General features: G+C 70.1%; 20 protein-coding genes. 11 read left to right on the top strand and 9 right to left on the bottom strand.

The genetic code is table 11. The features are described from left to right. Positions 1–285 precede the first annotated feature (285 nt). Positions 286–894, bottom strand: a complete 609-nt coding sequence (locus tag ACFHWU_RS26430) for a hypothetical protein (protein WP_416556626.1) — start codon at positions 892–894, stop codon at positions 286–288. Further along, the gene (locus tag ACFHWU_RS26425; protein WP_416591937.1) at positions 891–1,808 is read right to left on the bottom strand and encodes a type 1 glutamine amidotransferase; all 918 of its coding nucleotides are present in this window, start codon (positions 1,806–1,808) and stop codon (positions 891–893) included. The genes ACFHWU_RS26430 and ACFHWU_RS26425 overlap by 4 nt, the downstream gene beginning before the upstream one ends. Positions 1,809–1,912: 104 nt before the next feature. Here ACFHWU_RS26425 and ACFHWU_RS26420 point away from each other — a divergent pair, with 104 nt between their 5' ends. The 9 genes from ACFHWU_RS26420 (at position 1,913) to ACFHWU_RS26380 (ending at position 12,354) form a co-directional block, all read left to right on the top strand. Further along, on the top strand, positions 1,913–3,271 hold the full coding sequence (locus tag ACFHWU_RS26420; RefSeq protein ID WP_416556628.1) for a condensation domain-containing protein: 1,359 nt from the start codon (positions 1,913–1,915) through the stop codon (positions 3,269–3,271). Between the two features lie 75 nt (positions 3,272–3,346). After that, a complete protein-coding gene (locus ACFHWU_RS26415) occupies positions 3,347–4,474 on the top strand; it encodes an LLM class flavin-dependent oxidoreductase (RefSeq protein WP_416591936.1) in 1,128 nt (375 codons plus the stop codon). 5 nt (positions 4,475–4,479) lie between these two features. After that, positions 4,480–5,145, top strand: coding sequence for an FMN reductase (locus ACFHWU_RS26410; RefSeq protein ID WP_416556630.1), 666 nt, complete (start codon positions 4,480–4,482; stop codon positions 5,143–5,145). Positions 5,146–5,241: 96 nt separating this feature from the next. Further along, positions 5,242–6,879, top strand: a complete 1,638-nt coding sequence (locus ACFHWU_RS26405) for a peptidase (protein ID WP_416591935.1) — start codon at positions 5,242–5,244, stop codon at positions 6,877–6,879. 474 nt (positions 6,880–7,353) lie between these two features. Beyond that, positions 7,354–7,986: an ABC transporter ATP-binding protein gene (locus ACFHWU_RS26400; protein WP_416568879.1), complete on the top strand. Its 633-nt coding sequence runs from the start codon at positions 7,354–7,356 to the stop codon at positions 7,984–7,986. Position 7,987: 1 nt separating this feature from the next. Then, positions 7,988–9,523 (top strand): DUF6297 family protein, encoded by a 1,536-nt coding sequence (locus ACFHWU_RS26395; RefSeq protein WP_416556632.1) that lies wholly within the window; start codon positions 7,988–7,990, stop codon positions 9,521–9,523. A gap of 199 nt (positions 9,524–9,722) precedes the next feature. Beyond that, a complete protein-coding gene (locus tag ACFHWU_RS26390; protein WP_416591934.1) occupies positions 9,723–10,133 on the top strand; it encodes an ArsR/SmtB family transcription factor in 411 nt (136 codons plus the stop codon). 283 nt (positions 10,134–10,416) lie between these two features. Further along, complete coding sequence (locus tag ACFHWU_RS26385; RefSeq protein WP_416591933.1) at positions 10,417–10,914, top strand: hypothetical protein; 498 nt, start codon at positions 10,417–10,419, stop codon at positions 10,912–10,914. A 144-nt stretch (positions 10,915–11,058) separates the two neighbouring features. Then, a complete protein-coding gene (locus ACFHWU_RS26380) occupies positions 11,059–12,354 on the top strand; it encodes a serine hydrolase domain-containing protein (RefSeq protein ID WP_416591932.1) in 1,296 nt (431 codons plus the stop codon). Positions 12,355–12,455: 101 nt separating this feature from the next. Here ACFHWU_RS26380 and ACFHWU_RS26375 read toward each other — a convergent pair whose 3' ends face one another. The 7 genes from ACFHWU_RS26375 to ACFHWU_RS26345 all read right to left on the bottom strand — a co-directional run bounded on the left by ACFHWU_RS26375 (position 12,456) and on the right by ACFHWU_RS26345 (position 20,964). Further along, positions 12,456–13,145 carry a class I SAM-dependent methyltransferase gene (locus ACFHWU_RS26375; protein WP_416556680.1) on the bottom strand — a complete coding sequence of 230 codons (690 nt, stop codon included), beginning with the start codon at positions 13,143–13,145 and terminating at the stop codon, positions 12,456–12,458. A gap of 53 nt (positions 13,146–13,198) precedes the next feature. Next, complete coding sequence (locus ACFHWU_RS26370; RefSeq protein ID WP_123604240.1) at positions 13,199–13,402, bottom strand: cold-shock protein; 204 nt, start codon at positions 13,400–13,402, stop codon at positions 13,199–13,201. Positions 13,403–13,643: 241 nt separating this feature from the next. Next, positions 13,644–16,610 carry a DUF5682 family protein gene (locus ACFHWU_RS26365; RefSeq protein WP_416591931.1) on the bottom strand — a complete coding sequence of 989 codons (2,967 nt, stop codon included), beginning with the start codon at positions 16,608–16,610 and terminating at the stop codon, positions 13,644–13,646. Positions 16,611–16,621: 11 nt separating this feature from the next. Continuing rightward, positions 16,622–17,737, bottom strand: a complete 1,116-nt coding sequence (locus ACFHWU_RS26360; RefSeq protein WP_416591930.1) for an ATP-binding protein — start codon at positions 17,735–17,737, stop codon at positions 16,622–16,624. 52 nt (positions 17,738–17,789) lie between these two features. Then, a complete protein-coding gene (locus ACFHWU_RS26355) occupies positions 17,790–19,139 on the bottom strand; it encodes a vWA domain-containing protein (protein ID WP_416591929.1) in 1,350 nt (449 codons plus the stop codon). Beyond that, on the bottom strand, positions 19,136–20,545 hold the full coding sequence (locus ACFHWU_RS26350) for a hypothetical protein (RefSeq protein WP_416591928.1): 1,410 nt from the start codon (positions 20,543–20,545) through the stop codon (positions 19,136–19,138). The genes ACFHWU_RS26355 and ACFHWU_RS26350 overlap by 4 nt, the downstream gene beginning before the upstream one ends. After that, positions 20,545–20,964, bottom strand: coding sequence for a hypothetical protein (locus tag ACFHWU_RS26345; protein WP_416591938.1), 420 nt, complete (start codon positions 20,962–20,964; stop codon positions 20,545–20,547). Before ACFHWU_RS26345 ends, ACFHWU_RS26350 begins: the two co-directional genes overlap by 1 nt. Positions 20,965–21,276: 312 nt before the next feature. Here ACFHWU_RS26345 and ACFHWU_RS26340 point away from each other — a divergent pair, with 312 nt between their 5' ends. Beyond that, complete coding sequence (locus tag ACFHWU_RS26340) at positions 21,277–21,744, top strand: helix-turn-helix domain-containing protein (RefSeq protein ID WP_416591927.1); 468 nt, start codon at positions 21,277–21,279, stop codon at positions 21,742–21,744. After that, positions 21,737–22,096 (top strand): DUF4180 domain-containing protein, encoded by a 360-nt coding sequence (locus tag ACFHWU_RS26335; RefSeq protein ID WP_416591926.1) that lies wholly within the window; start codon positions 21,737–21,739, stop codon positions 22,094–22,096. The genes ACFHWU_RS26340 and ACFHWU_RS26335 overlap by 8 nt, the downstream gene beginning before the upstream one ends. Positions 22,097–22,670 lie beyond the last annotated feature (574 nt).

The following is a 22,670-nucleotide window of genomic DNA, read 5'->3' as shown; positions in this document are numbered from 1 at the left end:
CATCAGGAGTCGCGCTCGTCCCGCAACTCAGCCGATGTCCGATTTTCAACACGGACAGAACCACCCAAGCCGGAACAACGCCGGGGCCGTGCCAGCTGGGTGGGGTGATGCAGAAGATGTGCTCGTGGGTTTATTTTAAGTCATCTGGGATGCGTTGTCGAGTTCATAGTAAATTAACATTCACGTTCATGGTCGTCCTGATCTGATTTCCCAAGAGAAGACCGGCCGCCGACCAGCAGAGCCCGGCGGTTGAGCCGAACTGCGCCAGCCTTCCACCACTCATGATCAGCGTCGGTTGACCTGCAGGAGGGCGGTGTAGGTGTCGCGGAGGGCGGTGAGGCGGTCGCGGCGGAACCGGCCCGGTTCGCGTCGTCGCATCCGTCGTCCGGTGTCGCTGGTGATGGCGTCGGCCGGCACCTCGTCGACGTCGGCCGGGATGAACTTCAGCACCTCGTCGAGCGCGGCGATCGCCCGGGACAGGGCAGCCGTGGCACGCCGCCGCTGAGCGGGGTCGAGCGTGACCGGGTCGGCAGCAGCAGGCCCGGCAACAGCAGGCCCGGCGGTGGCGAAGTCGGCGGGGACCAGGGCGGCGTACCGGTCGGCGACGGCAAGCCACTCGCCGGGGTCGATGAGCTGCGACGGCTCCGGGCCACCGTACGAGAAAGCAGCGCCGGCCGGCGGGCGCACCGGCTCGGCGGGCAGCCGGAACAGGAACTCCCGTGCGGTGGCACAGCCGGCACAGCTGCGGTGGTAGCGGGTGGCCAGGTCGCCGTCGGTGAGCGCGACGACCTCGACCTGCGGCTCGAACTGCGTTTCACCGCAGTCGCACGAACGCAGCTCGACGTAGAGGCGTGCTTCGGCGCTGCTGCGCGCCGCCGGCAGAATGACGCTCACAGCACACCGCCGACCGCTGCCGGCACCCCGCCCTGAGCACCAACATCAACACTGGCAACTACACCGGCATCGGTGGACGGCGTACCGGTCGAAGCGGTGTCAGGCCGGACACCCGGGCGGACGTGGTACCGCAGCCAGTTGGCGACCAGCCGCCGCGAGGTCGCGACGATCTGCGCCTCACGGGCGTACAGGGTGGCGGTGAAGGCCTCGAGGTCGGCGTCGTCCGGGCCGATCCAGCCTTCGCGGACCAGGGCGCCGCGTCGGCTGCGGGCCAGCGCCGAAATGATGCTCGCGGTGATCTCAGGGTGGGCCTGGATCGTCCGTACGGTCGGGCCGATGGCCAGCGCCTCGTTGCGGTAGACCCGGCTGTACGCCAACTCGACGACCGCCCCCTCGGCGGCCCGCGCCGGCAGTTCCTCGACCACATCGACGTGCGAGGTGAACAGGTCGAACTCGTCGGGCAGCCCGGTGAACAGCGGGTCGCGCCGGCCGGCCGGGGTGAGCCGTACCGTGTCGACGCCGAACCGGCGGCCGTGCCCGCCGATCGCCGCCCGCCCGCCGACCGACTCGGCGCGGGCCTGATGCGACCAGCAGATGTGCAGCTCGGGTACGCCGGCCCGAGCGGCGGCGCGGAAGAACTCCTTGGTCCGGGTGATCCACGGCAGCTTCTCGTACGCGGAGTGCCCGGAGCCGCCGCCGATGACCGCGTCGGCCTCGATGGTGTCGGGCAGTGGCTGGCCGTCGGCGACGTCGACGGTGACGATCTGCGCCGGGTCCAACCCGGTGGCGGCGGCGATCCACTGCGGATAGCCGGTGAGGCCGATGGCGGTCAGCGCGGCGCGTTCCTGGGTGTTGACGAAGAGCAGTCGGATCCGGTCCCGGGCCCGGTGGACGGCGCGCGCGTGGTGGGGCACCTGCCGGAGACTACCGCCCAGGCGGAGATCATCGGCCGATCGGTCGAAGGAAAGCGCTTCCTCGACCCTGTCGGGAAACGGCACACTCGCTGATACTGGTCGACGTGGTGACCGAACTGTCGACCGTGGGCCGGCGTACCGTGTCGTTCGTCGCGCCGGATCCGGCGCGCACCGCCCCGATCACCTGGGGCCAGCGGGCACTGTGGATGGCGCTCCGGCGGCACGGCACCAGCCAGACGATGTTCGCCCTGAAACGGCACGTCCCCGTGCCCCGCCGGGTACGCTCCGACCCCGAGCGGGTGTACGCGGCGATCGCCGCCCTGATGGTGCGGCACACCTCGCTGCGTACCCGGCTGGAGCTGGCCGGCGACGACCCTCGCCAGCTGGTCGCCGGCCGGGGAGACCTACCGGTGCTGGTGGTGCCGGCCGGATCGGCGGAACCGGTGGCGGTGGCACAGCGGGTCGCCGACGAGTTGGCGGCGGAGCCGTTCGCACACGCCGACGACTGGCCGCAGCGCGTCGCCGTGGTGACCCGCGACGGCGTACCGCACCAGGTGGTGGTGGTGTTCAGCCACACCACGGTTGACTTCCGGGCGGCCGAGCTGGTGCTGCGTGACCTGCGGCTGCTGCTGGCCCGGGGCCGGATCGACAACGCACCCGGCCCGCAGTCGGCGGACGTCGCCGACCTGGAGCAGCGGGAAAGCCACCGGCGGCGGTCGGCGCGGGCGGCGGCGTACTGGGTGGAGGTGACCCGCCGGTTGTCGCGTGACACCCGGATGCCGCAGCGGGTGCCGGCCACCCCGCGTTTCCGGCGGGGCGTGCTGACGTCGGCGGCGGCGGACACCGCGACCAGGATGCTCGCCGTACGGCATCGGACGACCACCTCGACGGTGCTGCTCGCGGCGGCGGCGCTGGTGGTCGGCGAATGCTCCGGCAACGACCTGGTCGGCATGCACACGATGGTCAACAACCGGATGCTGGACGGCTATCCGGAGGCGATCGCCAAGCTCAACCAGCTGGCCCTGGTGCCGGTCGACCTGACCGGCGACCGCCGGATGGCGTACCTGCTGCCCCGGGTGTGGCGGGCGGCGCTCGACGGGTACCGGCACGCCTACTACGACCCGCAGACGTTGAGTGACGCGTTCGGCGCGGCTGGTCTGCCGTACGCGACCGGGGTGAGCCCGCACTGCTATCTGAACGACATCCGGCTGTCGGCGGACAGCGACCTGTTCGGCCGCGACGTCGACGAGGCGACGGTACGCGGCGCGATGGCCGGCACCACGTTCCGGCTGGCCGAGCGGATCGAGCGGTTCACCTGGCGGACCCGGATCGAGATTGTCGACCGGCCGGACGGGCTGGGGCTGGGGCTGACCGCCGACACCACCTACTTCTCGACCGACGACATCGAGCGGTTCCTGCGGGCGCTGGAGGCCCACCTCATCGACGGCGCGTTCGCGGAATAGTTGACGCAGCAACTATGTTTGGCCGGGTAGTCCGAGGGAGTTCCAACCGGCCCTCGCCGCGAGGAGGAGCAGACCATGCAGTTCGGCGTCTTCAGCGTCGGTGACGTCACCGTCGACCCGACCAACGGCCGGGAGCCGACCGAGCGTGAGCGGATCAAGGCGATGGTCGCCATCGCGCTCAAGGCCGAAGAGGTCGGCCTGGATGTCTTCGCCACCGGCGAGCACCACAACCCGCCGTTCGTGCCGTCGTCGCCGACCACCATGCTCGGCTACGTCGCGGCGAAGACCGAGCGGCTGCTGCTGTCCACCGCGACGACGCTGATCACCACCAACGACCCGGTGAAGATCGCCGAGGACTACGCGATGCTGCAGCACCTGGCCGACGGCCGGGTCGACCTGATGATGGGGCGCGGCAACACCGGCCCCGTCTACCCGTGGTTCGGCCAGGACATCCGCAACGGTATCCCGCTGACCATCGAGAACTACGACCTGCTGCGCCGGCTGTGGCGCGAGGACGTCGTCAACTGGCAGGGAAAGTTCCGTACCCCACTGCAGAGTTTCACCTCGACGCCCCGCCCGCTCGACGGCGTACCGCCGTTCGTCTGGCACGGCTCGATCCGCAGCCCGGAGGTCGCCGAGCAGGCTGCCTACTACGGCGACGGCTTCTTCGCCAACCACATCTTCTGGCCGAAGGAGCACACCCAGCGGATGGTCGGCCTCTACCGCGAACGCTTCGCCCACTACGGCCACGGCTCCGCCGACCAGGCGATCGTCGGCCTCGGCGGGCAGGTGTTCATGCGGCGCAACTCGCAGGACGCCGTCCGGGAATTCCGGCCGTACTTCGACAACGCCCCGGTGTACGGGCACGGTCCGTCGTTGGAGGACTTCAGCTCGCAGACGCCGCTCACCGTCGGCAGCCCGCAGCAGGTCATCGACCGTACGCTGACTTTCCGCGAGTCCGTCGGCGACTACCAGCGGCAGCTGTTCCTGATCGACCACGCCGGTCTGCCGTTGAAGACGGTGCTGGAGCAGTTGGACATGCTCGGCGAGGAGGTCGTGCCGGTGCTGCGGCGCGAGTTCGCGGTGGGCCGGCCGCCGCACGTGCCGGACGCCCCCACCCACGCGTCGTTGGTCAAGGCAGCGGCCGACGGCAGCGCAGCCGACAGTACGGCTGACGCTGCCGCCGCGCCGGCTGCGGTGTGACGGCGATGACCACGAGCACCGGCCGCCGTCGGCTGGCGGTCGTCACCGCCGGCGTACGGCAGCCGTCGACCAGCCGGCTGCTCGCCGACCAGCTCGCCGTGGCGGTCCGCGACGAGCTGGCCGGCCTCGGCGGGCAGCTGGAGACGACGGTGATCGAGGTACGCGACCACGCCCACGAGGTGGTCGACAACACGCTGACCGGTTTCCCGGCACCGGCGCTGAAGCAGGCGTTGGACGCGGTGGCGGCCGCCGATGGACTGGTCGCGGTCAGCCCGGTGTTCAACGCCGCGTACAGCGGGCTGTTCAAGGCCTTCTTCGACGTACTGCCGGAGGGTGCGCTGCTCGACAAGCCGGTCATGGTCGGTGCCACCGGCGGCACCGCCCGGCATTCGCTCACGCTGGAGCATGCCCTGCGGCCGATGTTCGCCTACCTGCGTGCGGTGGTGCTGCCGACCGCCGTCTTCGCCGGCCCCGAGGACTGGGCCGGGGAGAAGGTCGGCGACCAGGCCGCAGACAGCGGTGGCCAGGTCGGGGCGCTGCGCGGGCGGATCTCCCGGGCCGGTCGGGAGCTCGCCGCCGAGATGCACCGCCGGGAGCCGGTACGGGTGGCCGATCCGTTCGCGTTGACCACCGATTTCGAGCAGCTGCGGATGAACTCGAAGCGCGGGTGAAATCTCGGCCGCAATTGGTCCCGGTGGTGTGATTGGGGTGGCGGACTTCGTGGACTGTCGATAGAGTCCGGCTCCTGCCACGTCCACAGGAGAATCATGATGCTGAACGCAGCCGGCTGGCGCCGGTTCGGAGCCGGCACCCTGCTCGCCGGTGCCCTCGTCGTTGCCGCGGCCGCTCCGGCCGCTGCCCAGAATCCGGGGCCGGACCTGTTCGTCTCGTTCGACCGGGAGCCGGTCGCCGAGGTGGACCACTCCGGCGTCACCCTCGGCATGTACGTCTACAACTACGGCGATGCGCCGGCGAGCGACGTGACCATCGTCGTCGACGCCACCGGCGTCGACGACGCGGTGCAGCTGGCCGAGGGCTACCACCCCGGCTGCGAGATCGCCGACCGGGTCGTCAGCTGCGCGTACGGTGCCCTCGCCGTCGGACTGACCGACCACCTCTACCCGGTGCGGCTGGTCAGCCGGGCCGGTGCCCCGCCGGGTGACGCCGGCACCATGACCGTCACCATCAGCTCGGCCGAGCAGGACGCCAACCCGGCCAACAACACCGAGACCTTCCCAGTGACCGTACTGGCCTCCGGCCCCGACCTGGTCGCCATGGTCGACGACATCAACACCACGGCGGAACCGGTCGGGCCGGGCGACACCGCCCCGCTGTACGCCGCAGTGCTCAACGAGGGTGACAGCACCGCCGACAGCTACACGATCGGGCTGGACCTGCCGACCGGGGTCGGCTTTGTCGACCAGTACACCGACTGTGACTACACCTCCTACTGGCCGAACGACCCGAAGACGGAGGGGTACGCGTACGGCCCGAGTCGGGTCACCTGCGCGCTGACCATCCCGCTGGCACCGGGGGAGACCCTGTTCCTCATCGACGAGCAGGGCGAGTCGCTGTTCGACCTGTACTTCGGCAACAACCTGGCTGGTCCGGGCGAGACGAGCGGGTCGTTCGAGGCGCGGCTGGTCGCTGAGGACCCGGCGCAGGCGCAGGCACGGGCGTCGACGGCCGGCGGGAAGTCGATCAACGAGGTGCTGGCGAAGGCCCAGGCGTCGGCCGGCCGCTCGGCGGCGTCGCTCATCGAAAAGATCGACATCGAGGAGATCGACACCGAGGACAATGTCGACTACTTCGCCGTACACACCAAGCCGAACACGTTCGACATCGCGGTGACGGCCGAGCCGGTGACCGGTGCGCCGGGCGAGACCGTCGACCTGACCTTCACCGTCGTCAACAACGGGCCGTCCGACGGCGGCGGTCCGGGTGTGACCGTCACCGCGCCGTCGGGCACCGTCCTGCTGCCGTCCGACTGGTGCTACACCGAGGGCGAGCCGGGCACCCGGCTGCCCGAGTCACCGGCGCTGCGGTGCAACTTCGAGAGCCTCTTCCCGGCCACCGCGTCCGGCGGCGGGCGGATCACCCACACCCTCCAACTCAAGATCAAATCAACGCCGGGTACGGACGGGACGATCGTCGCCGAGAGCGTCGGTCCGTCGACCGAGTCCGACCCGTCGAACAACACCGTCGCCATCGTCTTCACCGGTGCGGGCGACGGCCCGGACGATGGTCCGGGCGGCGGCGGGGCCGGTAGCGGCGACGAACTGCCGATCACCGGCGCCTCGACCGGGATTATCGCGGCCGTCGGCGGCGCGGTGGTGCTGTTCGGTCTGCTGCTCTTCGCCGCTGGGCGACAGCGCGCGACAGTCACCGTCTCCTCCGCAGAATGACGCCGCATCGTCCGACGGTAGCTGGCTGGGTCGTCCGCAAGTGGGATCTCCCGCGCCTGAGTAAGATCCGTCTGGCTGGACCGGCCGGGAAATCTAGAGCCTCGTAAACAGGGCAGTCTGGCACCCCAGCATGTGATCGAACATCATCGGTGTATAGCCTCCCCTGTTCAGAGGGGATTTGACTGATCGAGGCGATGCCGGAAAGGTGCACCCGAACTGCGAGGATGTGGGTGTTGAGTCCATGTCCACAGCAGAGTCGGGTGCACCTTTCCGGTGAGTAAGATTAGCGGGTGGGATCAGCGGCTGGTCGTCGACTCGGGCGGGAAGGGCCTGGTCGGTCACGCGGGTGCGGTCCTGCTGCGCAGATGCGCTGATCGGACCAGTCTGACCAGCGGGTTGAACAAGGCCCTGCCGCGGGCGATGCGATGCGAATTCTACGGCGGAATGCGGAGTCCTGATCTTGAGATTGCTGCGATGACCTCGGCTGTGAACATCCGGCAGGTGACTGTCACCTACGGCTCGACGCTGGTGCTGGACGGTATCGACCTACGGGTTCCCGAGGGCGCCGCCGTCGCGCTTGTCGGTGAGAACGGTGCCGGCAAGTCCACCCTGCTGCGCTGCATCACCGGCCTTCAGGAGCCGTCCGCCGGCGACATCTCCGTCTTCGAAGCAGCGCCCGGACGCGGCGCGGACTTCTGGCGGCAGGTCGCCACCACGGTGGAGTCGCACAGCTGGTATCAGGGCCTGACCGTGCGCGAGCACCTCGACCTGGTCCGGGTGGTGAACGGCGGCGACCCTGGTGACGGGCACATCGACGAACTCTGCACGACCCTCGGCCTGACCGGGCTCTGCGACAGCCTGCCCATCACGCTCTCCTCCGGCCAGCGCCAGCGTTTCCTGCTTGCCGCGACGCTCGTACGGCCCAGCCGGCTGCTCGTCCTCGACGAGCCCGAGCAGCGTCTCGACACACGGATCAAGCGTGCGATCGCTACGCACCTGCGGTCGTACGTAAGGGCTGGCGGCACGCTGATCATGGCGAGCCACGACGACGGGTTCCGGGTTGGCGTCGGCGCGGACGAAATCGTGCTTACCCGCCCGGAGAGCTGAGGTGACCGCGATCGAGGCCCCGGTCCGGCGCGGCGCCCCCGCTGCCGTCGATGCCCGCCGCTGGATTCGCCGCCGCCGCATCGCCGCCGAGGGCCGCGCAGACATCGGCACGGTCTACGCGGTGGCCCTCGCTCTACTGATGGCCGTCGTGCTCCTTGGACAGCCGTTAGTTCGCGTCGTATGGCCGTTGGACGCGCCCGACAGGGACTTGGCGCTGACTCCGATCCTCGGGGCGGTGGCCGTCTTCGCCGCGTTCGTCGTCGTACTGCGTCAGCTCGGTCCGTTGGTGGTCAGCCGTAGCGACGCCACCTGGCTGCTGCCGGCTCCGCTCCCCCGACGTACCCTGCTCGCACCGGCGCTCACACTGACCATCGCCGCCGCGCTTGTCGTCGGTGCCGTCACCGGTATCGCCGTGACCGGGCACATCGCCGCCCGCCCGGCCGGGCTCCTGGTGCTGGGGGCCGCCGCCATCACCGGCATGGCGGCCGCGGTCCTCGCGACGCTGCTCGCGCTTGCTTGCCAACTGCGGCCCTCCCTCGCCCGGCTCGCTGACGGCATCGGCATCGCGATCGGCGCAGGCTGCCTTGTCCTGGCCGCCGCGCTGCGTACCACTGGCAACCACCGCCTGCCCTCCCCGCTCATACCGCCCGTGGTAGTGCTTGCTGCTGGTGCCGCAGCCTTGGCTGTCGGGCTGATCGCGGTAGTGCTGACCTGGCGAGGGCTGGAGAATTGGCCGATCGCGCCGATCGCCGAGGCGTCGATCAACGCAGGTGCGTACGCCGATGTCGTCTATGCGGTCGAACCCTCCTACCTGACTGAGATGAGCGCCCGCCGCTTCTGGCGCAGCCGCACCCGTATACGGACGACGCGCCTGCTGCCTGCCCGCCGGGTTCCGCCGCTCATCGCCCAGGATCTGATCATCCTACGACGCAAGGCAGCGCGGCTGTGGTGGCCGGTCGGCGCGGCCGCCGTCCCGGTCTACCTCGCCGATGGTCCCGCCTGGCTCCTTCTCGGCGTGGTCCTGATCGGCGCGCTCGCCGCCGCCGGCCTCACTGCGGAATCCATCCACGGCGACGCCTCGAACCCGGCGATGCTGCGGCTGCTCGGTACAACAGGCCGCCAGATGACCGTTCAGCGGCTCGTGGTTCCCGCTATCGTCGCAGGTGTATGGCTCGCCGTCACCCTGGCCGCACTACAGGCCGCCGGCTCGCTCGTCGGACCGTGGTGGGCGCTCGGTCTGCTGGCCGGCCCGGCCGTCGCGGTGGGCGCCTTCCAACGGGCGAAGGCGAGCGCCGTCTCGATCGGCACCATCCTGGTCGACACACCGTTCGGGGCGTTCCCCGCCGGCATGCTGCTGTGGCTCCTCAACGGCATCGACGTCCTAGCCGTCCTGACTTTGCCGGTCTCGGCCGGCCTCGTGATGCTGCAGGCACCAGAGGCGCCTGGCTGGCATTGGCTGCTCGCGCAGGCGGTTGTTTCGGCGCTGGGGTGTGTCCTCCTGGTGCGGAGATCCGGCAGCGCCGTTGGTTCACTCTGACCGCCGAAGTCGGTGCGAAATTTCCTGGTCCCACTATGGCCTCTCGAGCAGTTTGACTGTCACCATCGGTGCCGACCGTGCTCGTAGTGGACCGGAACCTACGCGAGCGCGCACGATTAGAGTATGGAGTCGATCGACCTTCGCATCTGGGAGCTCGAGCAACGGGTCGCCGACCTGACCGCCCGGCTGGATCTTGTCGATGCGCTTGCCGGCCGAGGTGGCCGACCGGCAAGCGCACCAGGGAGAGGGCGTCACCCTCCCGGGCAGAGTACGTCTGTCCAGCGGTGAGCAGTGCGACTTTCGGGACAGCGCCACCATGGAGGAACCTCTCGCCGCCGACTGGACGGAGATGGCTGGCCAGCTCGGTGCTCTCGGACATCCGGTGCGACTGCTGCTCTTGCGTCAGATCCTTGCCGGCGTCCGGCACTCCGCAGATTTGGCTGTCGAGGCCGGACTCGGCATGACCAGTCAGCTATACTATCACCTGCGCCAGCTGATCAGCGGCGGCTGGCTGCACACGCCTTCCCGTGGTGTGTACGCAGCGCGTAACCCCCGTGTCGTGGCGCTGTTGGTCATCCTGGCGGAAATCCGCTGTGCGGCGCGTTCGTGACCGGGCCGGTCGCTCTCGTCGGACCGTCCCCCCGTCAGATCGTTCGTGAGTAGGGGTTGTTGCTGGTCAACAGGTACCAGTACCGGACCGGCTGTCAGTGGGCGTACCTGCCATACGACCTGCCGCCGAAGTCGGCCCCGGGTGGTCGCCTGCGTCCCGGCACAGGCGCAGGCACGGGCGTCAACGGCAGGCGGGAAGTCGATCAACGGGGCGCTGGCGAAGGCTCAGGCGTCGGCGGGCCGCTCGGCGGCATCGCTCCTCGAAAAGATCGACACCGAGGACAATGTCGACCACTTCGCCGTGGACACCAACCAGGCTGAACGCGTTCGACATCGCGGTCACGGCCGCGCCGGTGACCGGTGCGCCGGGCGAGACCGTCGACCTGACCTTCACCGTGGTCAACAACGGGCCGTCCGACGGCGGCGGTCCGGGCGTGACCGTCATCGCTCCGTCGGGCGCCGTCCTGCTGCCGTCGGACTGGTGCCACACCGAGGGCGAGCCGGGGACGCGACTGCCCGAGTCGGCGGCGCTGCGGTGCAACTTCGAGACCCTCTTCCCGGCCACCGCGTCCGGCGGCGGGCGGATCACCCACACCCTCCAACTCATGATCAAATCGACGCCGGGTACGGACGGAACGATCGTCGCCGAGAGCATCGGGCCGTCCACCGAGTCCGACCCGTCGAACAACACCGTCCCGATCGTCTTCACCGGCGCCGGCGACGGCCCGGACGTTTGCGTCGGAGCGGTCGCGGTGGCGCTCGGTGTCGCGCACTGCTGCTGACCGTACGGCGGGGGGCCACGGTGACCATCTCCGCTCCAGAGTGACCACCGCCGGCGGGCAGGAGGCCGGGTCGTCCGCCAGCGGGAGCCGGCTCTCGCACCTGAGCACGATGCGTCACACCGGCCAGGCCGTCAACCTGTAAGTATGTCTAGCCTTTTCAGGACGCTCCGGGTCGCCGCTACCAGCGTGACGTTGGTGGCGGCGATCGCCGTCGTGCCGGCTTCTGCCGCGGCACGACCCAGCCCCTCCGCCGGTCCGTCCACCGGTGGATCCACGTCGGGCGGCTCGTCCGGCGGCGCTATCGACCGCGCCGAGCTGCAGTCCGTACTCGAGGACGTGCCGGAAGCCGGCGTACCCGGCGTCCTGGCCGCCGTCCGCGACGGCCGGCACGAGTGGCAGGCCGCCGCCGGCCACGCGTACGCCACGAAACCCCGCCCGATGCAGCCCCGGATGCGCCACCGGATCGGCAGCATCACCAAGACGTTCGTCGCCACCACGGTGCTGCAGTTGGTTGACGAAGGCCGGCTCGGGCTCGACGACCCGATTGGGCAGTGGCTGCCCGAGACGGTGCCCGGCGAGGTCGGCGAGCAGGTCACCGTACGGATGCTGCTCAACCACACCAGTGGCATCGGCAACTACACCAACGCGATGATCACCTCGCACGCCGCCATCAGCCAGATGCAGGTCACCACGTACCCGCCGGCGGATCTGGTGGCGACGGGCCTGGCGATGCCGCCGACCAACGCGCCCGGCGCGATGTTCAGCTACTCCAACACCAACTACATCCTCGCCGGCCTGCTGATCGAGGCGGTCACCGGCAACGACCCCGTCGTCGAGGTGCAGCGACGCATCCTGCGACCGCTGCGGCTGCACGGTACCTACTTCCCCGGCGTCGACCCGACGATCCGCGGCCCGCACGGTGGCGCCTACCTCGCGTCGTACGGTGTGCGGGACCTCGGCGAGTTCAACATGAGCTGGGCGTGGACCGCCGGCGAGATGATCGCCACCACCGCCGACCTGAACACGTTCTACCGGGCGCTGCTCGGCGGTGAACTGCTCGACGCGGACACCCTCGACGAGATGCTCACCACGGTCCCGTTCGACCCGTCCGCACCGCAGTTCGGCGGCTACGGGCTCGGTATCTACTCGGCGCCGCTGCCGTGCGGCGAGTTCTGGGGGCACGACGGCGCGGTGCTCGGCCACCTGACGATCTCGCTGCACAGCCGGGACGGCGCACGCCAGCTCTCCACCGGCATCAACCTCAGCCACTACGAGGTCGGATTCCCGGACGCGCATCCGGTCGACGTCGCCTGGCAGACGCTGCTGCTGACCGCGCTCTGCCCGACCGACGCGTCGGCGAGCCGGTCCACCGGTGCGGCCCAGCTGCCGCCCAGCGTCACCCGGCTGCCCGGCAACGCGGGGCCGGTACCGGTCGGATAGCCGTACGGCGACCGCTGGCCGTGGTCCCGGTTGCGCCGTCCGGCGCGCCGGGACCACGCGGCGGCCCTGCATCGCTTCCGCGCTCACTTGCTGACTTCAAGTCAGCGATGCGGCAGGAGGGTCAGTACCTGGGTACGGTCGAGCAACGAGTCCTCGGCAGCGCCTGCGTTCAGCTGGTGGTAGCTGACGACCGGTTCGAGCCGGTCGAAGGTGCAGTGGCCCCTGCCCGGGTCACCCACCAGCACCTGCACGCCCCGGTCGGCGAGCCGGCCGAGGAATGGCAGCACCCGGGTGGCGAGTTCGGCGTTGTACAACGCGTCGCCGGCCAGCACCAGGTCCACCTCGGTCACGGTGCCGTCGAGCAGGTCGTCGACGGTGGTGGTGAGCCGGGCGTCGTTGACCACGGCGTTGAGCGCTATCGCCGTCGCGGCGTACGGATCGATGTCGTTTGCGGTGACCGTCGCGGCACCAGCCATCGCCGCCGCGATGGCGACCAGCCCGGAGCCGGAGGCGACATCGAGCACCCGCCGCCCGGCGACCACGTCGGTGTTGTCGAGCAGGTAGCGGGCCAGTGCCTGACCGCCGGCCCACGCCGAGGCCCAGTACGGCGGCGGTAGCCGCCGGCCGGCGGCGGCTTCCAACCGGGCCCAGAGCAGGGTCGGATCGTCGGCGAGGAACAGCTGGATCTCCGCCGCGAGCGGCACCCTGGTCAGTCGGAGCTGGTCCGCTCCGCCGCTGTCGGCGCCGGCGGCGTCGTCGAAGAGTTGCCGTTGCAGGGGATCCGGTGCCAGCCCGCCCTGGGACGACGCCGTCAACGGTCGCGTCCCAAGGGACGGGGACAACCTCAGATCACCCGGATGTTCGCCGCCTGCAGGCCCTTCTGGCCCTGCTCGACGTCGAACTCCACCCGCTGGTTCTCTTCGAGGGTACGGAATCCGCTGGACGCGATCGCGGTGAAGTGGGCGAAGACGTCAGCTTCTCCGCTGTCCTGGGTGATGAAGCCGAAACCCTTGTCAGCGTTGAACCACTTCACGGTGCCGATTGCCATGTCTGCTCCTAGCCGGTGACGGGTCCGCGACGTGCGGACCTCTGCTGCCGCACTCATCAATCTCCGTCCGGAGAGACCGGCAGAATCTGCCAATGCCCGGCTGCTGCCGGCTGCGATCAGGCAGACGGCATGAAGAAATCAACTGCAACGCGGCAAACCTAGCATGTCGAGGGGTACGAGTGCCCCGCCCTCGCCGGTGCCGGCGGTGTACCGCCGGCACCGGCGCCCCCCCGGGTCACTGTCAACCGGCGGCGGGGACCAGTCCGACGTGGGCGGCGACCCCAGCCGCGCTCGTCGGGAACCTCTCCAACAGGTCGGCCACCGCCGGCTCCCCGGCGGCCGGTGGCGCGGCGGCTGCGCCACCGACCGGGTCGGCGGCGCAGCCCAGCAGGTCCGCCACCGCCACAGCGGCCAGTGGGAACTCGGCCAGCAGCTCCGGTGCCGGCCCGGACATCGCGTACCGGGCGGACTCCGCCGCAGGTGCCGCGCCGTCGCCCGCCGAGCCGGTCCGCGCGGCGATTGGGGCGACCGCGGCCCACGGCGGGGTCCAGGAGTCCAGCGCCGGCAGCGAGGCCGGGAAGGTACGGCCGGCCTCCCGGACCAGGATGGGCACCAACTCGCCGGCCTGCTCCCGCAGCGTGGTGATCAGCGTCGGCAGCCAGGGCAGCAGCACCGGGTCGGGCAGCTGGCCGAACGCCGCCGACAGCACCTCCACCACGAACGGCGCCAGCGTCGGCACCGGCTCCAACGCCTGCACGAACCCGCTCAGGTAGTGCGGGAACGCCCCGACGGTGAGCGGGCTGGCCAGCAGATCCGCGCACCGGTCGCGCAGCTCGGCCAGCGGCAGCTGACCGAGCTGGGACTGCGCCGCCCAGTGCAACGCGATCTTCGCCGGTGCCTCCGGATGCGACTGACGTACCGCCAGCTCCAGCTGGGTCCGGTCACAGCCCAACGCCATGGCGACGCTCTCCATGGTCATCAGGAAGCCCAGCATCGCCGCCACCTGCCGCAGCCCGGTCTCGTCGTCGACGAACGCGGTCGGCAGCAGGGTGCAGTAGTGGGCGTACCCGGTGCTGACGAAGTCCTGGCACCAGGCCGGCAGCTGCGGCTCACCGCTGGTGCGGTAGTACGCCAGCAGCTGCCGGATCCGCTGCAACACCTCCGGTGCCCCGTCGGCGGTGCGTTCGGCGGCGAGTAACTGCACGGCACGGGCACCAAGCTCGTCGGTGAGCCGCCGGTTCTGCAGGAACAGCAGCGACTCCTCCACCGCGCCGAGGGCGTGCGCCGCCGTGGCCTGGGGATCCCAGGCCGCCCGGCGCAGCCGCTGCTCGAGCACCTGCTCGATGGTCACGCCCTCGTAGCCGAGCTCGATGATCGACCGCTGGTGGCGACCGATCGCGACGTCCCAGCTCTCCTGGACCGACTTTTCGCCGAGCCGCCGCTCGCCCATGATCGGCCGGACCACCTCCGGTGGCAGCAGCCGTCGCAGCATCCACAGCAGATCGGAGCAAGGTCGCAGCTCCGGCTGGCCGTGCAGGTCCAGCAGCGCCCGCTGGACGGTACGCCGCTTCGGGTCCAACCCGATGGGTGCCAGCCGGTCGTAGACGTCCCGGGCCAGCGGCGGCATCGCGTCGTAGCCGACCCGACCGATCCGGTCACCGCCGAACATGATCTCGCAGAGCCGGCGTACGTCACGCCGGCCCGGCACCACGTCCTTCTCGATGCAGGTGACCGCGGCGTCGGCGAAGTCGTACGGGGTGGGCCGGCGCCGGTTGCGCATCCCGGCCAGCAGCACCGCCGTCTCGAAGATGGCGATCGCGTCGGCGGTGCTGGCCAGGTAGCCGTTGCGCCGGGCCAGCCGGACGATGTCGACCGACCAGCCGCGCAGTTCGGCCTCGTCGAGCTCGCCAGGCCGGCTCGGGGCGGCCAGGAAGCCGCTGAGCCGGTCGTCACCGGGGGCCGCGGCCCCCGCCGTACCGCCGGCGGTCGGCCGCGCCGCCTTCTTCGTCTTGCGGGCCGAACTCTTACGGCCGCCCTGCTGCCCGGCCAGCCGGTACGGGGTGACCTTGCTGCCGGTCAGCGCCTTGCGCCAGGTGCTGGCGGCGATCGACACCGTGCCGCCGGCCAACCCGAACTGTGCCTCGATCGCCGAGTGGCTGGACGGGATCAGCCCGTACCGCCACTTGGTGCCGGTCGGCGCGGTGATCTCGAACGGCGCGGTCGACCGGACGCCGAACTGCTCGACCCGGCTGGCGGCGTGGAACGCGCCGCAGACGTACAGGCAGTCGGCCGGGTCGGCACCGGAGGCGGCGAGATGGTCGCGCATCCGGGTCCACATGTAGCGTTCCCGGTCCTCGTCGCGGTCGAGTCGCGCCGCGTCGCTCGGCCGCAGCCGCCGGAACAGACTGCCGATCATGACCATGACCTGCCGGTACGTGTCGTGGTCGGCGCCGATCAGCGGCTGCTCGACGTACTGGTCCCACCATTCCGACCAGTGCCGCACCTTGCCGTGGTGCAGCAGGTACGCCTCCAACTCGGCGAACCCGGGGCGCAGGTCGCCGATGCCGACTCCGACGGCGTCGCCGTGCAGCGCCTTCTCGTCGTCCTCGCCGTCTGCCTGGCCCTGCTGGCCCTGCCCGCTCTGCTGCGCCGGCTCGTCGTCGCCGTCCGCAGCGGCGGCCGGGTCCGTCCGGTCGTCGGACTGCCACTGGAAGACGTGGTCGGTGGATCGGTCCACCAGCAGCAGCTCCACGCCCGGTGTCTCCAGCGCGTACGCGATCGCCTGATATTCGGCGGACGCTTCGGTGATCGGCGCGATCACGCTCAACGGCCCGGCCCCGGCGGGGAAGCCGTCCAGGTCGCTGGCGAAGGCCTGCAACGCCACCGGAAGCTCGCAGTTGCGCAGCTCGGTCAGCAGCGGCTGCATGTCCTCGCACAGCTCCAGGTAGATCACCTTGGGCTGTTTGTCGCGCAGCCGGCGGGCCATCGCCAACGCCGACGACGGGGAGTGGTGGCAGACCGGAAAGATCTCCAACTCCTCGCCGAGCGCGTGGTCGACGTCGTCGACCAGGCCGGCGAGGATGCCGGTCAACGCGTCGGGCGAGCCGGCGAACGCCGTCGCGGCGTCTGCCAACTGCTCCCGCAACGCCCCGAACCGGCTGTCCGACGACGCACCCGCGACCGGCGTACCCGTGACCGGCTCGCTCATGACGGGCTCGCTCATGACAGGGTCGCGATGCTCTGCCGGCCGCCTTCGAGGAAGGCCGGCCACTCGCCGCCGTCGGCCTTGCTGCGCGGCTCGATCACCCCGTGCCAGAACTTGTTCAGAATCGCCAGGTCCTCCGGGCTGCGCCGGGCCAGCGAACCGACCATCGAGCTGGCCAGCGTCTCGGCGCGCAGCGTCCGGTCACCGAAGAACTGGCTGTGCAGGATCGCGTCCTCCAGCACACCGATCTGCTCGGCGGTGGACAGCGCCGACTCCAGCTTCTCGTCGTCGCTGGTCGCCGATGCGGCGGCCTTGCGCAGGTCGGCGAAGCTCTGCAGCAGCACGTCCAGCAGGGTGGGTGGCACCTCCAGCTCGATCTGGTGGCGACGCAGCAGTTCGGTGGTGCGGAACCGGACGATCTCCGCTTCGCTGCGCCGATTGGTGATCACCGGGATCCGGACGAAGTTGAACCGTCGCTTGAGCGCCGACGACAGGTCGTTGACGCCCCGGTCGCGGCTGTTCGCGGTGGCGATGATGGAGAACCCGGGCTGGGCGAAGACGATGTTGTCCGAGTCCAGCTCCGGGATGGAGACGTACTTCTCGGACAGGATCGAGATCAGTGCGTCCTGCACGTCGCTGGTGGAGCGGGTCAGCTCCTCGAACCGGCCGATGACGCCCTGCTCCATCGCGGTCATGATCGGCGACGGGATCATCGACTGCCGGGACTGGCCCTTGGCGATCACCATCGACACGTTCCACGAGTACTTGATGTGGTCCTCGGTGGTGCCGGCGGTGCCCTGCACCACCAGGGTCGAGTTGCGGCAGATCGCGGCCGCGAGCAGCTCGGCCAGCCAGCTCTTGCCGGTGCCCGGGTCGCCGATCAGCAGCAGACCCCGGTCGGAGGCGAGGGTGACGATGCTGCGTTCGACGAAGCTGCGGTCACCGAACCACTTCTGCGGGATCTCCCGGTCGAGGCCGTCGGCGCGCTCGGACCCGAGGATGAACAGGCGCACCATCTTGGGGCTCAACCGCCACGAGTACGGCTTCGGGCTGTTGTCGATCGATTCCAGCCAGTCGAGCTCCTCGGCGTACTTGATCTCGGCGGGGGCGCGCAGCATCTCTGCGGTCATGGTGCGGTTTCTCCTAGTCGACGGTGCTCGTACGGCGAGTGGAAAGGGGGGATCAGGTGAGGAAGTTCTTGAGCTCGACGACGAGCTTGCGGACGTGCCCGGACAGCACCGGGGTGCCCTGGTCCTTGAGTCGTTGCCGGAACCACGGGTTGACGCTCTGCTGGCCGCCGCTGGAGACCGAGCCGACCGGGATCAGCCGGGCGCCGCTGCGGTGCACCGCCTGCAGCCCGTCGAAGACCTCCTGCGACTTCCACTCGTAGAAGTCGGAGATCCACACCAGTACGGTGTTGCGCGGGTCGGTGATCTTCGGCCGGGCCAGCTCCAACGCGGCCGTGCCGTCGGTGCCGCCGCCGAGCTGGGTGCGCAGCAGCACCTCGAACGGGTCGTGCACCCACGGCGTCAGGTCCAGCGCCCGGGTGTCGTACGCGACCAGGTGCACGTCGACCTTGGGCAGACCAGCGAAGATCGAGGCCAGGATGGTGCAGTTGACCATCGCGTCGACCATCGAGCCGGACTGGTCGACCACGACGATCATGCGGGCCGGGGTGGTCCGCTTCGCGGTCTGCTTGTAGTACAGCCGGTCGACGTAGAGCCGCTCGTCGGCCGGACTCCAGTTCGGCAGGTTCTTCCAGATGGTGCGGTTCAGGTCGAGGTTGCGGAACACCCGTTTCGGCGGGACCGACCGGTCGATGGTGCCGACGCTGGTCTGCTGCACCTGGGTCTTGAGCACCTCGGCGACCTCGTCGACGAACCGGCGGATCAGCGCCTTCGCGTTGGCCAACGCCACCCCGGACAGGTTCGACTTGTCCCGCAGCAGCTGCTCGATCAGCGACATGCTGGGGGTGAGCTGGCGGGCCAGCGCCGGATCGGCAAGCACCTCACGCAGCCGCATCCGGCGCACCAGGTCGCCTTCGATGGCGCCGAGCACCCCGTCGCGGCGGCCCGGCGCGGTGCCGCAGGCCCGCTGATACCAGGCGGCGTCGGCCTGCCAGTTGGCGAGCTGACCGGCGGACACGTCACCGGTGCCGGTGGCGAAGATGTTGAGCAGCAGCTTCGAGGCCAGCGCGGCCCGGCGTACCTCGTCAGCTCCAACCTGGCCCGCCGCGCCGCCGGCGGGGTCGGCATGGTCCGCCGCGTCGTCGGTGGACCCGGCGGGGTCGTCCTGCGCTGGCGGGGCGAGCAGGCCGGGCAGCTCGTCGGCCAACTCCGGGAAACGCTGCACGACGGTGTCGACGGAGACCGACGGGTTGAGCACCGCGGCCGGCAGGCCGATGTCGTCGACCACCGCCATGCTGCCGCGTTCCAGCGCGGCCTGCTCCTGGCCGTCGAACAGCTGGGCCAGCAGCCGCCAGTAGAGCACCTGCCGCCGGTTCTCGTGATGGTTCGTGTTCGGGGAAGTCATTTCCGCAGCAACCGTCCCGCCCGTTCGCGCAGCACCGCGATGGGGTCGCCGGAGCGGGCCACCGCCTTGGCGATCTTCGGATCGGTCGGCCCCTGCGCCCAGTCGCCGGTGTGCACGGCCACCTTCTTACGCTTCACGGTGGCCTGCACACCGATCGGCTGCACCGACCATCCGCCGTCGTCCCAGCGCAGCAGCCCGAGGCAGGCAGTCGAGGCGGCGACCAGGTCGGCGGTGAGCGGGCCGCAGCCGGGCAGCCGGTCGGTGTCGACCGCGATCCGGGTGCCGTCGAGGTCGAAGCTCAACCCGGCGTCGTCGCTGTTGGCCGTGTAGCCCTCCAGCAGCACCGGCTCGGCGATCGACACCGGATGCCGGTCCAGCGGCGGCACCGCCGGGGCGAGCGCCTCGCCGAGCTGCACCCGGGCCACCGCGAACGGGTCGGCCGGCTCACCGGGCCGGGCCTGCCCGTCGTGCCACACCAGGTCGCCGCCCGGGTGCAGCGGCATCCCGGTGACGTCCAGGCTGAGCCGGCCGGCCAACGCGGCCAGCAACGCCGGATGCGCGGCGAGCAGCTGCCAGATCACCGGGCCGACGATCGTGTCGACCTTCGCGGCGGAGACGCTGACCCGGACCAGTCGGGGGGCGTCGTCACCGGTCGGCTCGCCGTGCGTCTCCAGCAGCGCATGGACCTGCAGCTGTACGGCGGTCGCATGCTCGTGTACGTCGGCGCCGAGGATCAGCAGCCGCCCGGAGACCGGCTCCGCTGCCGCCGGCTGACTTTCCGGGCTGGTCAGCAGCATGGCGCGGGCCCACAGGTCGGCCCAGCGGCGTACCGGCAGTCGGTCCATGGTCGCCACCGGGCTGCTGTGGTGCAGTTCGGCGGCCAGCCCGTCGAGCAGCACGGCGGCGCGGCGCAACGTCGGCTCGGCGAGCAGCGCATGCAGCGCCTGCTGGCTGGTGGCCACCAGGTCGTGGTCGACGTTGCGCCAGCCGGTGATCGCCAACTCGGTCAGCCAGGACCGGGCGGCCAGCAGCCGCCCGTCGACCGGGCCGGCGGCCGGGGTCGGGGTCGGCCACTGCACCCGGGTACGGCCGAGCGCGGTGTCGGCCTGCTCGCGCAGCGCGTCGTGCACCGCGCCGACGATCGCCGTCCGGGCACTGGCCAGCCGGAGCAGATGTTCGTCACCGACCGAGCCGGCGGCCACCTTGTCGACCGTCTCGGCCAGCGCCGACCCGAGCGGGGTGGACGCGACCGCGCCGGCCAGCGCGGCCAAGGCCGCCGTACGGGCCGGGTCGAGCCGGCTGAGGCCGCCGACCAGCGCCTGGTCGAAGCCGTTGACCACGTCGAGCGCTTCGGTCAGCCCGGCTGGGCTGTTGTCGAGCAGGTCGGTGAGTTGCGCCCCGCGCATCAGCGGGCCACCGCCCCGGCCGGGAACCAGTGCAGCTCGGGCAGCGCCTCGACGCTGCCCGGCAGCTCCAGGTAGGACAAGTGACGCAGGAACCGGCTGAACACGGCCGCCGCTGGCGACACCGACGCGACCTGGACGTTGCGATCAAGCATCCAGACGATCTGATGGCCGATGGTGACCTCCATGTCGGGGTCGAACCGGAGGAAGCGCACCACCTGCTCGGCGCCGTACTGCACGATCGCCTCCTCGGCGAGCAGGGCGATGTGGTTGCAGGGCGCCCCGTTGCTCAACCCGCCGCAGGGCCGGTTGTTGTTGGTCCGGCAGCTCAACTCGTGGGTGCCGGCGGCGATCGAGGAGACGTACACCCGCTCGATGTCCGACCCGCTGGACACCACGCCCTGCAGGCGTCCGTCGGCCATTTCGACGAAGGGCACCTTCGTCAGCTTGCGGGGTCGTGCGGCGGGCACCACCCGCACCGTGCTGCGCCGCTGCGAGGCGGCGGCGTCGTCCGCATCCACTGAGTTGCCCTCCAGGGGGTGTTTCGCGCAGCCGTCGTCAGCCGTCACCGGGGACGGCCCGCTGCGGGACCGGTCATCCGTACGCGAGAAGTTGTATCGGACCGGTGCGACAAAGCCGGGTAGCGGGCGGTAGCCGGTTTCGGATGGTGGTCGGTTGGCATTGTCTGCGCTATCCTTCCCAATTATCGCGGTTGAACCTGCAGATAGGGAAGCATGAGTAGTGTTTTGCTGTCGGTCGAGCAGGTCGCGGAGCGGCTTGACCTGCACGTGCGTACGGTGCGTGGTTATATCCGTGACGGACGGCTGCCGGCCGTACGGATCGGCAAGCAGTACCGGATCGCGGCGGCCGACCTCGACGCCTTCACCGGCCGCCCGGCCGGCGCGGCCCGTCCCGGCATCGAGGTGTCGGCGGTCGTCGACGTCGACGGGCTCAGTGCCGTCGACGCCGACCGGCTGAGCACCCTGCTGGTCGCCGGCTCGCAGAGCGGCAGCGGGTTGTCGGCTGAGCCGCCGCTGCGGTTACAGACCGTCTACGACCCGCTGCGGGCCCGGCTCAAGGTCATCGTCTTCGGTGGCCCGGGTGCCGTCGCCGAAATCCTGTCCACCGTGGACGCGGTGACGCGGGCGGAGAGCGGCATGTTCCACACGAGCACGAGCGAAGGAACGGGGAACGATGGCTGACGAAATCGTCGAACTGGCGGGCGTGCCGGTGCTGGTCTGCGACCCGAACGGGCCGTCGATCGCCACCGAGCAGGACGCGTTGGACGTCATCGGCGCGACGTTCGCCGGTGCGGAGGTCGTGGCGATTCCGGTGCCCCGGCTCGACGAACGCTTCTTTACCCTGCGGACCGGAGTGGCCGGCGGCATCATGCAGAAGTTCGTCAACTACCGGCTGCGGCTGGTCATCGTCGGCGACATCGCGGCCTACACGGCGGGCAGTACGGCACTGCGTGACCTGGTCACCGAGTCGAACCGGGGCAAGCAGATCTGGTTCGTCGACGACCTCGACGACCTCTCCGCCCGCCTCACCTGACGCGTCACCTGCCGTTTGTCCGCTACGGCCGGACCACCCGAGGCGCTGGTGTTGCTGGCAGACGTTGCCGGACCAAACCTCGTGCCCGTGAAATGTCGACTGATTGCGAAGTTGGTGCAGGAGTCGACGCTTCTGATTGGGGTTTCCGCCCAGACCGGTACGAACGGCTTGTAAGGTCGGTCGGCGAGAAGGAACGCGCGCGTGCCGCAATGCTCGGCTCTTATAGCCTACCGCCGACGCTGATCGGCGGGGACGTGGCGCTGCAGTCCCGGAGCCTGCCAGTCTCTCGGTTCGACGCGCTTTCGAGTTGGGTTGCGCTAGGTTACGTCGACGACGATGAGGTCCTTGATGTTCAGGCGAAACTGGATTCTCGGGCCTCGACAGATATGGAGCTGATTGGCCAAATGTCCGACAGCTACTGGGGGCGATATCGTGTTGCCTCGATGTCTCTAGCGTTTTTGGCCCAGGTGCAAGAAATGTGTAGCCTAGTTGGTGGGAGTAGCGAGCCTCTAGCTGGAGGACTTCCCAATAGGCTTCGAGCCGATTGGCACCGAGGTTCGTCGATGTTACGTGG

The sequence above is a fragment of the Micromonospora sp. LOL_015 genome, from assembly GCF_048060275.1.
Classification (GTDB): Bacteria; Actinomycetota; Actinomycetes; order Mycobacteriales; family Micromonosporaceae; genus Micromonospora_E.
Note: the sequence above shows the minus strand (reverse complement) of the source record. Positions and strands in the feature narration are given on the sequence as shown.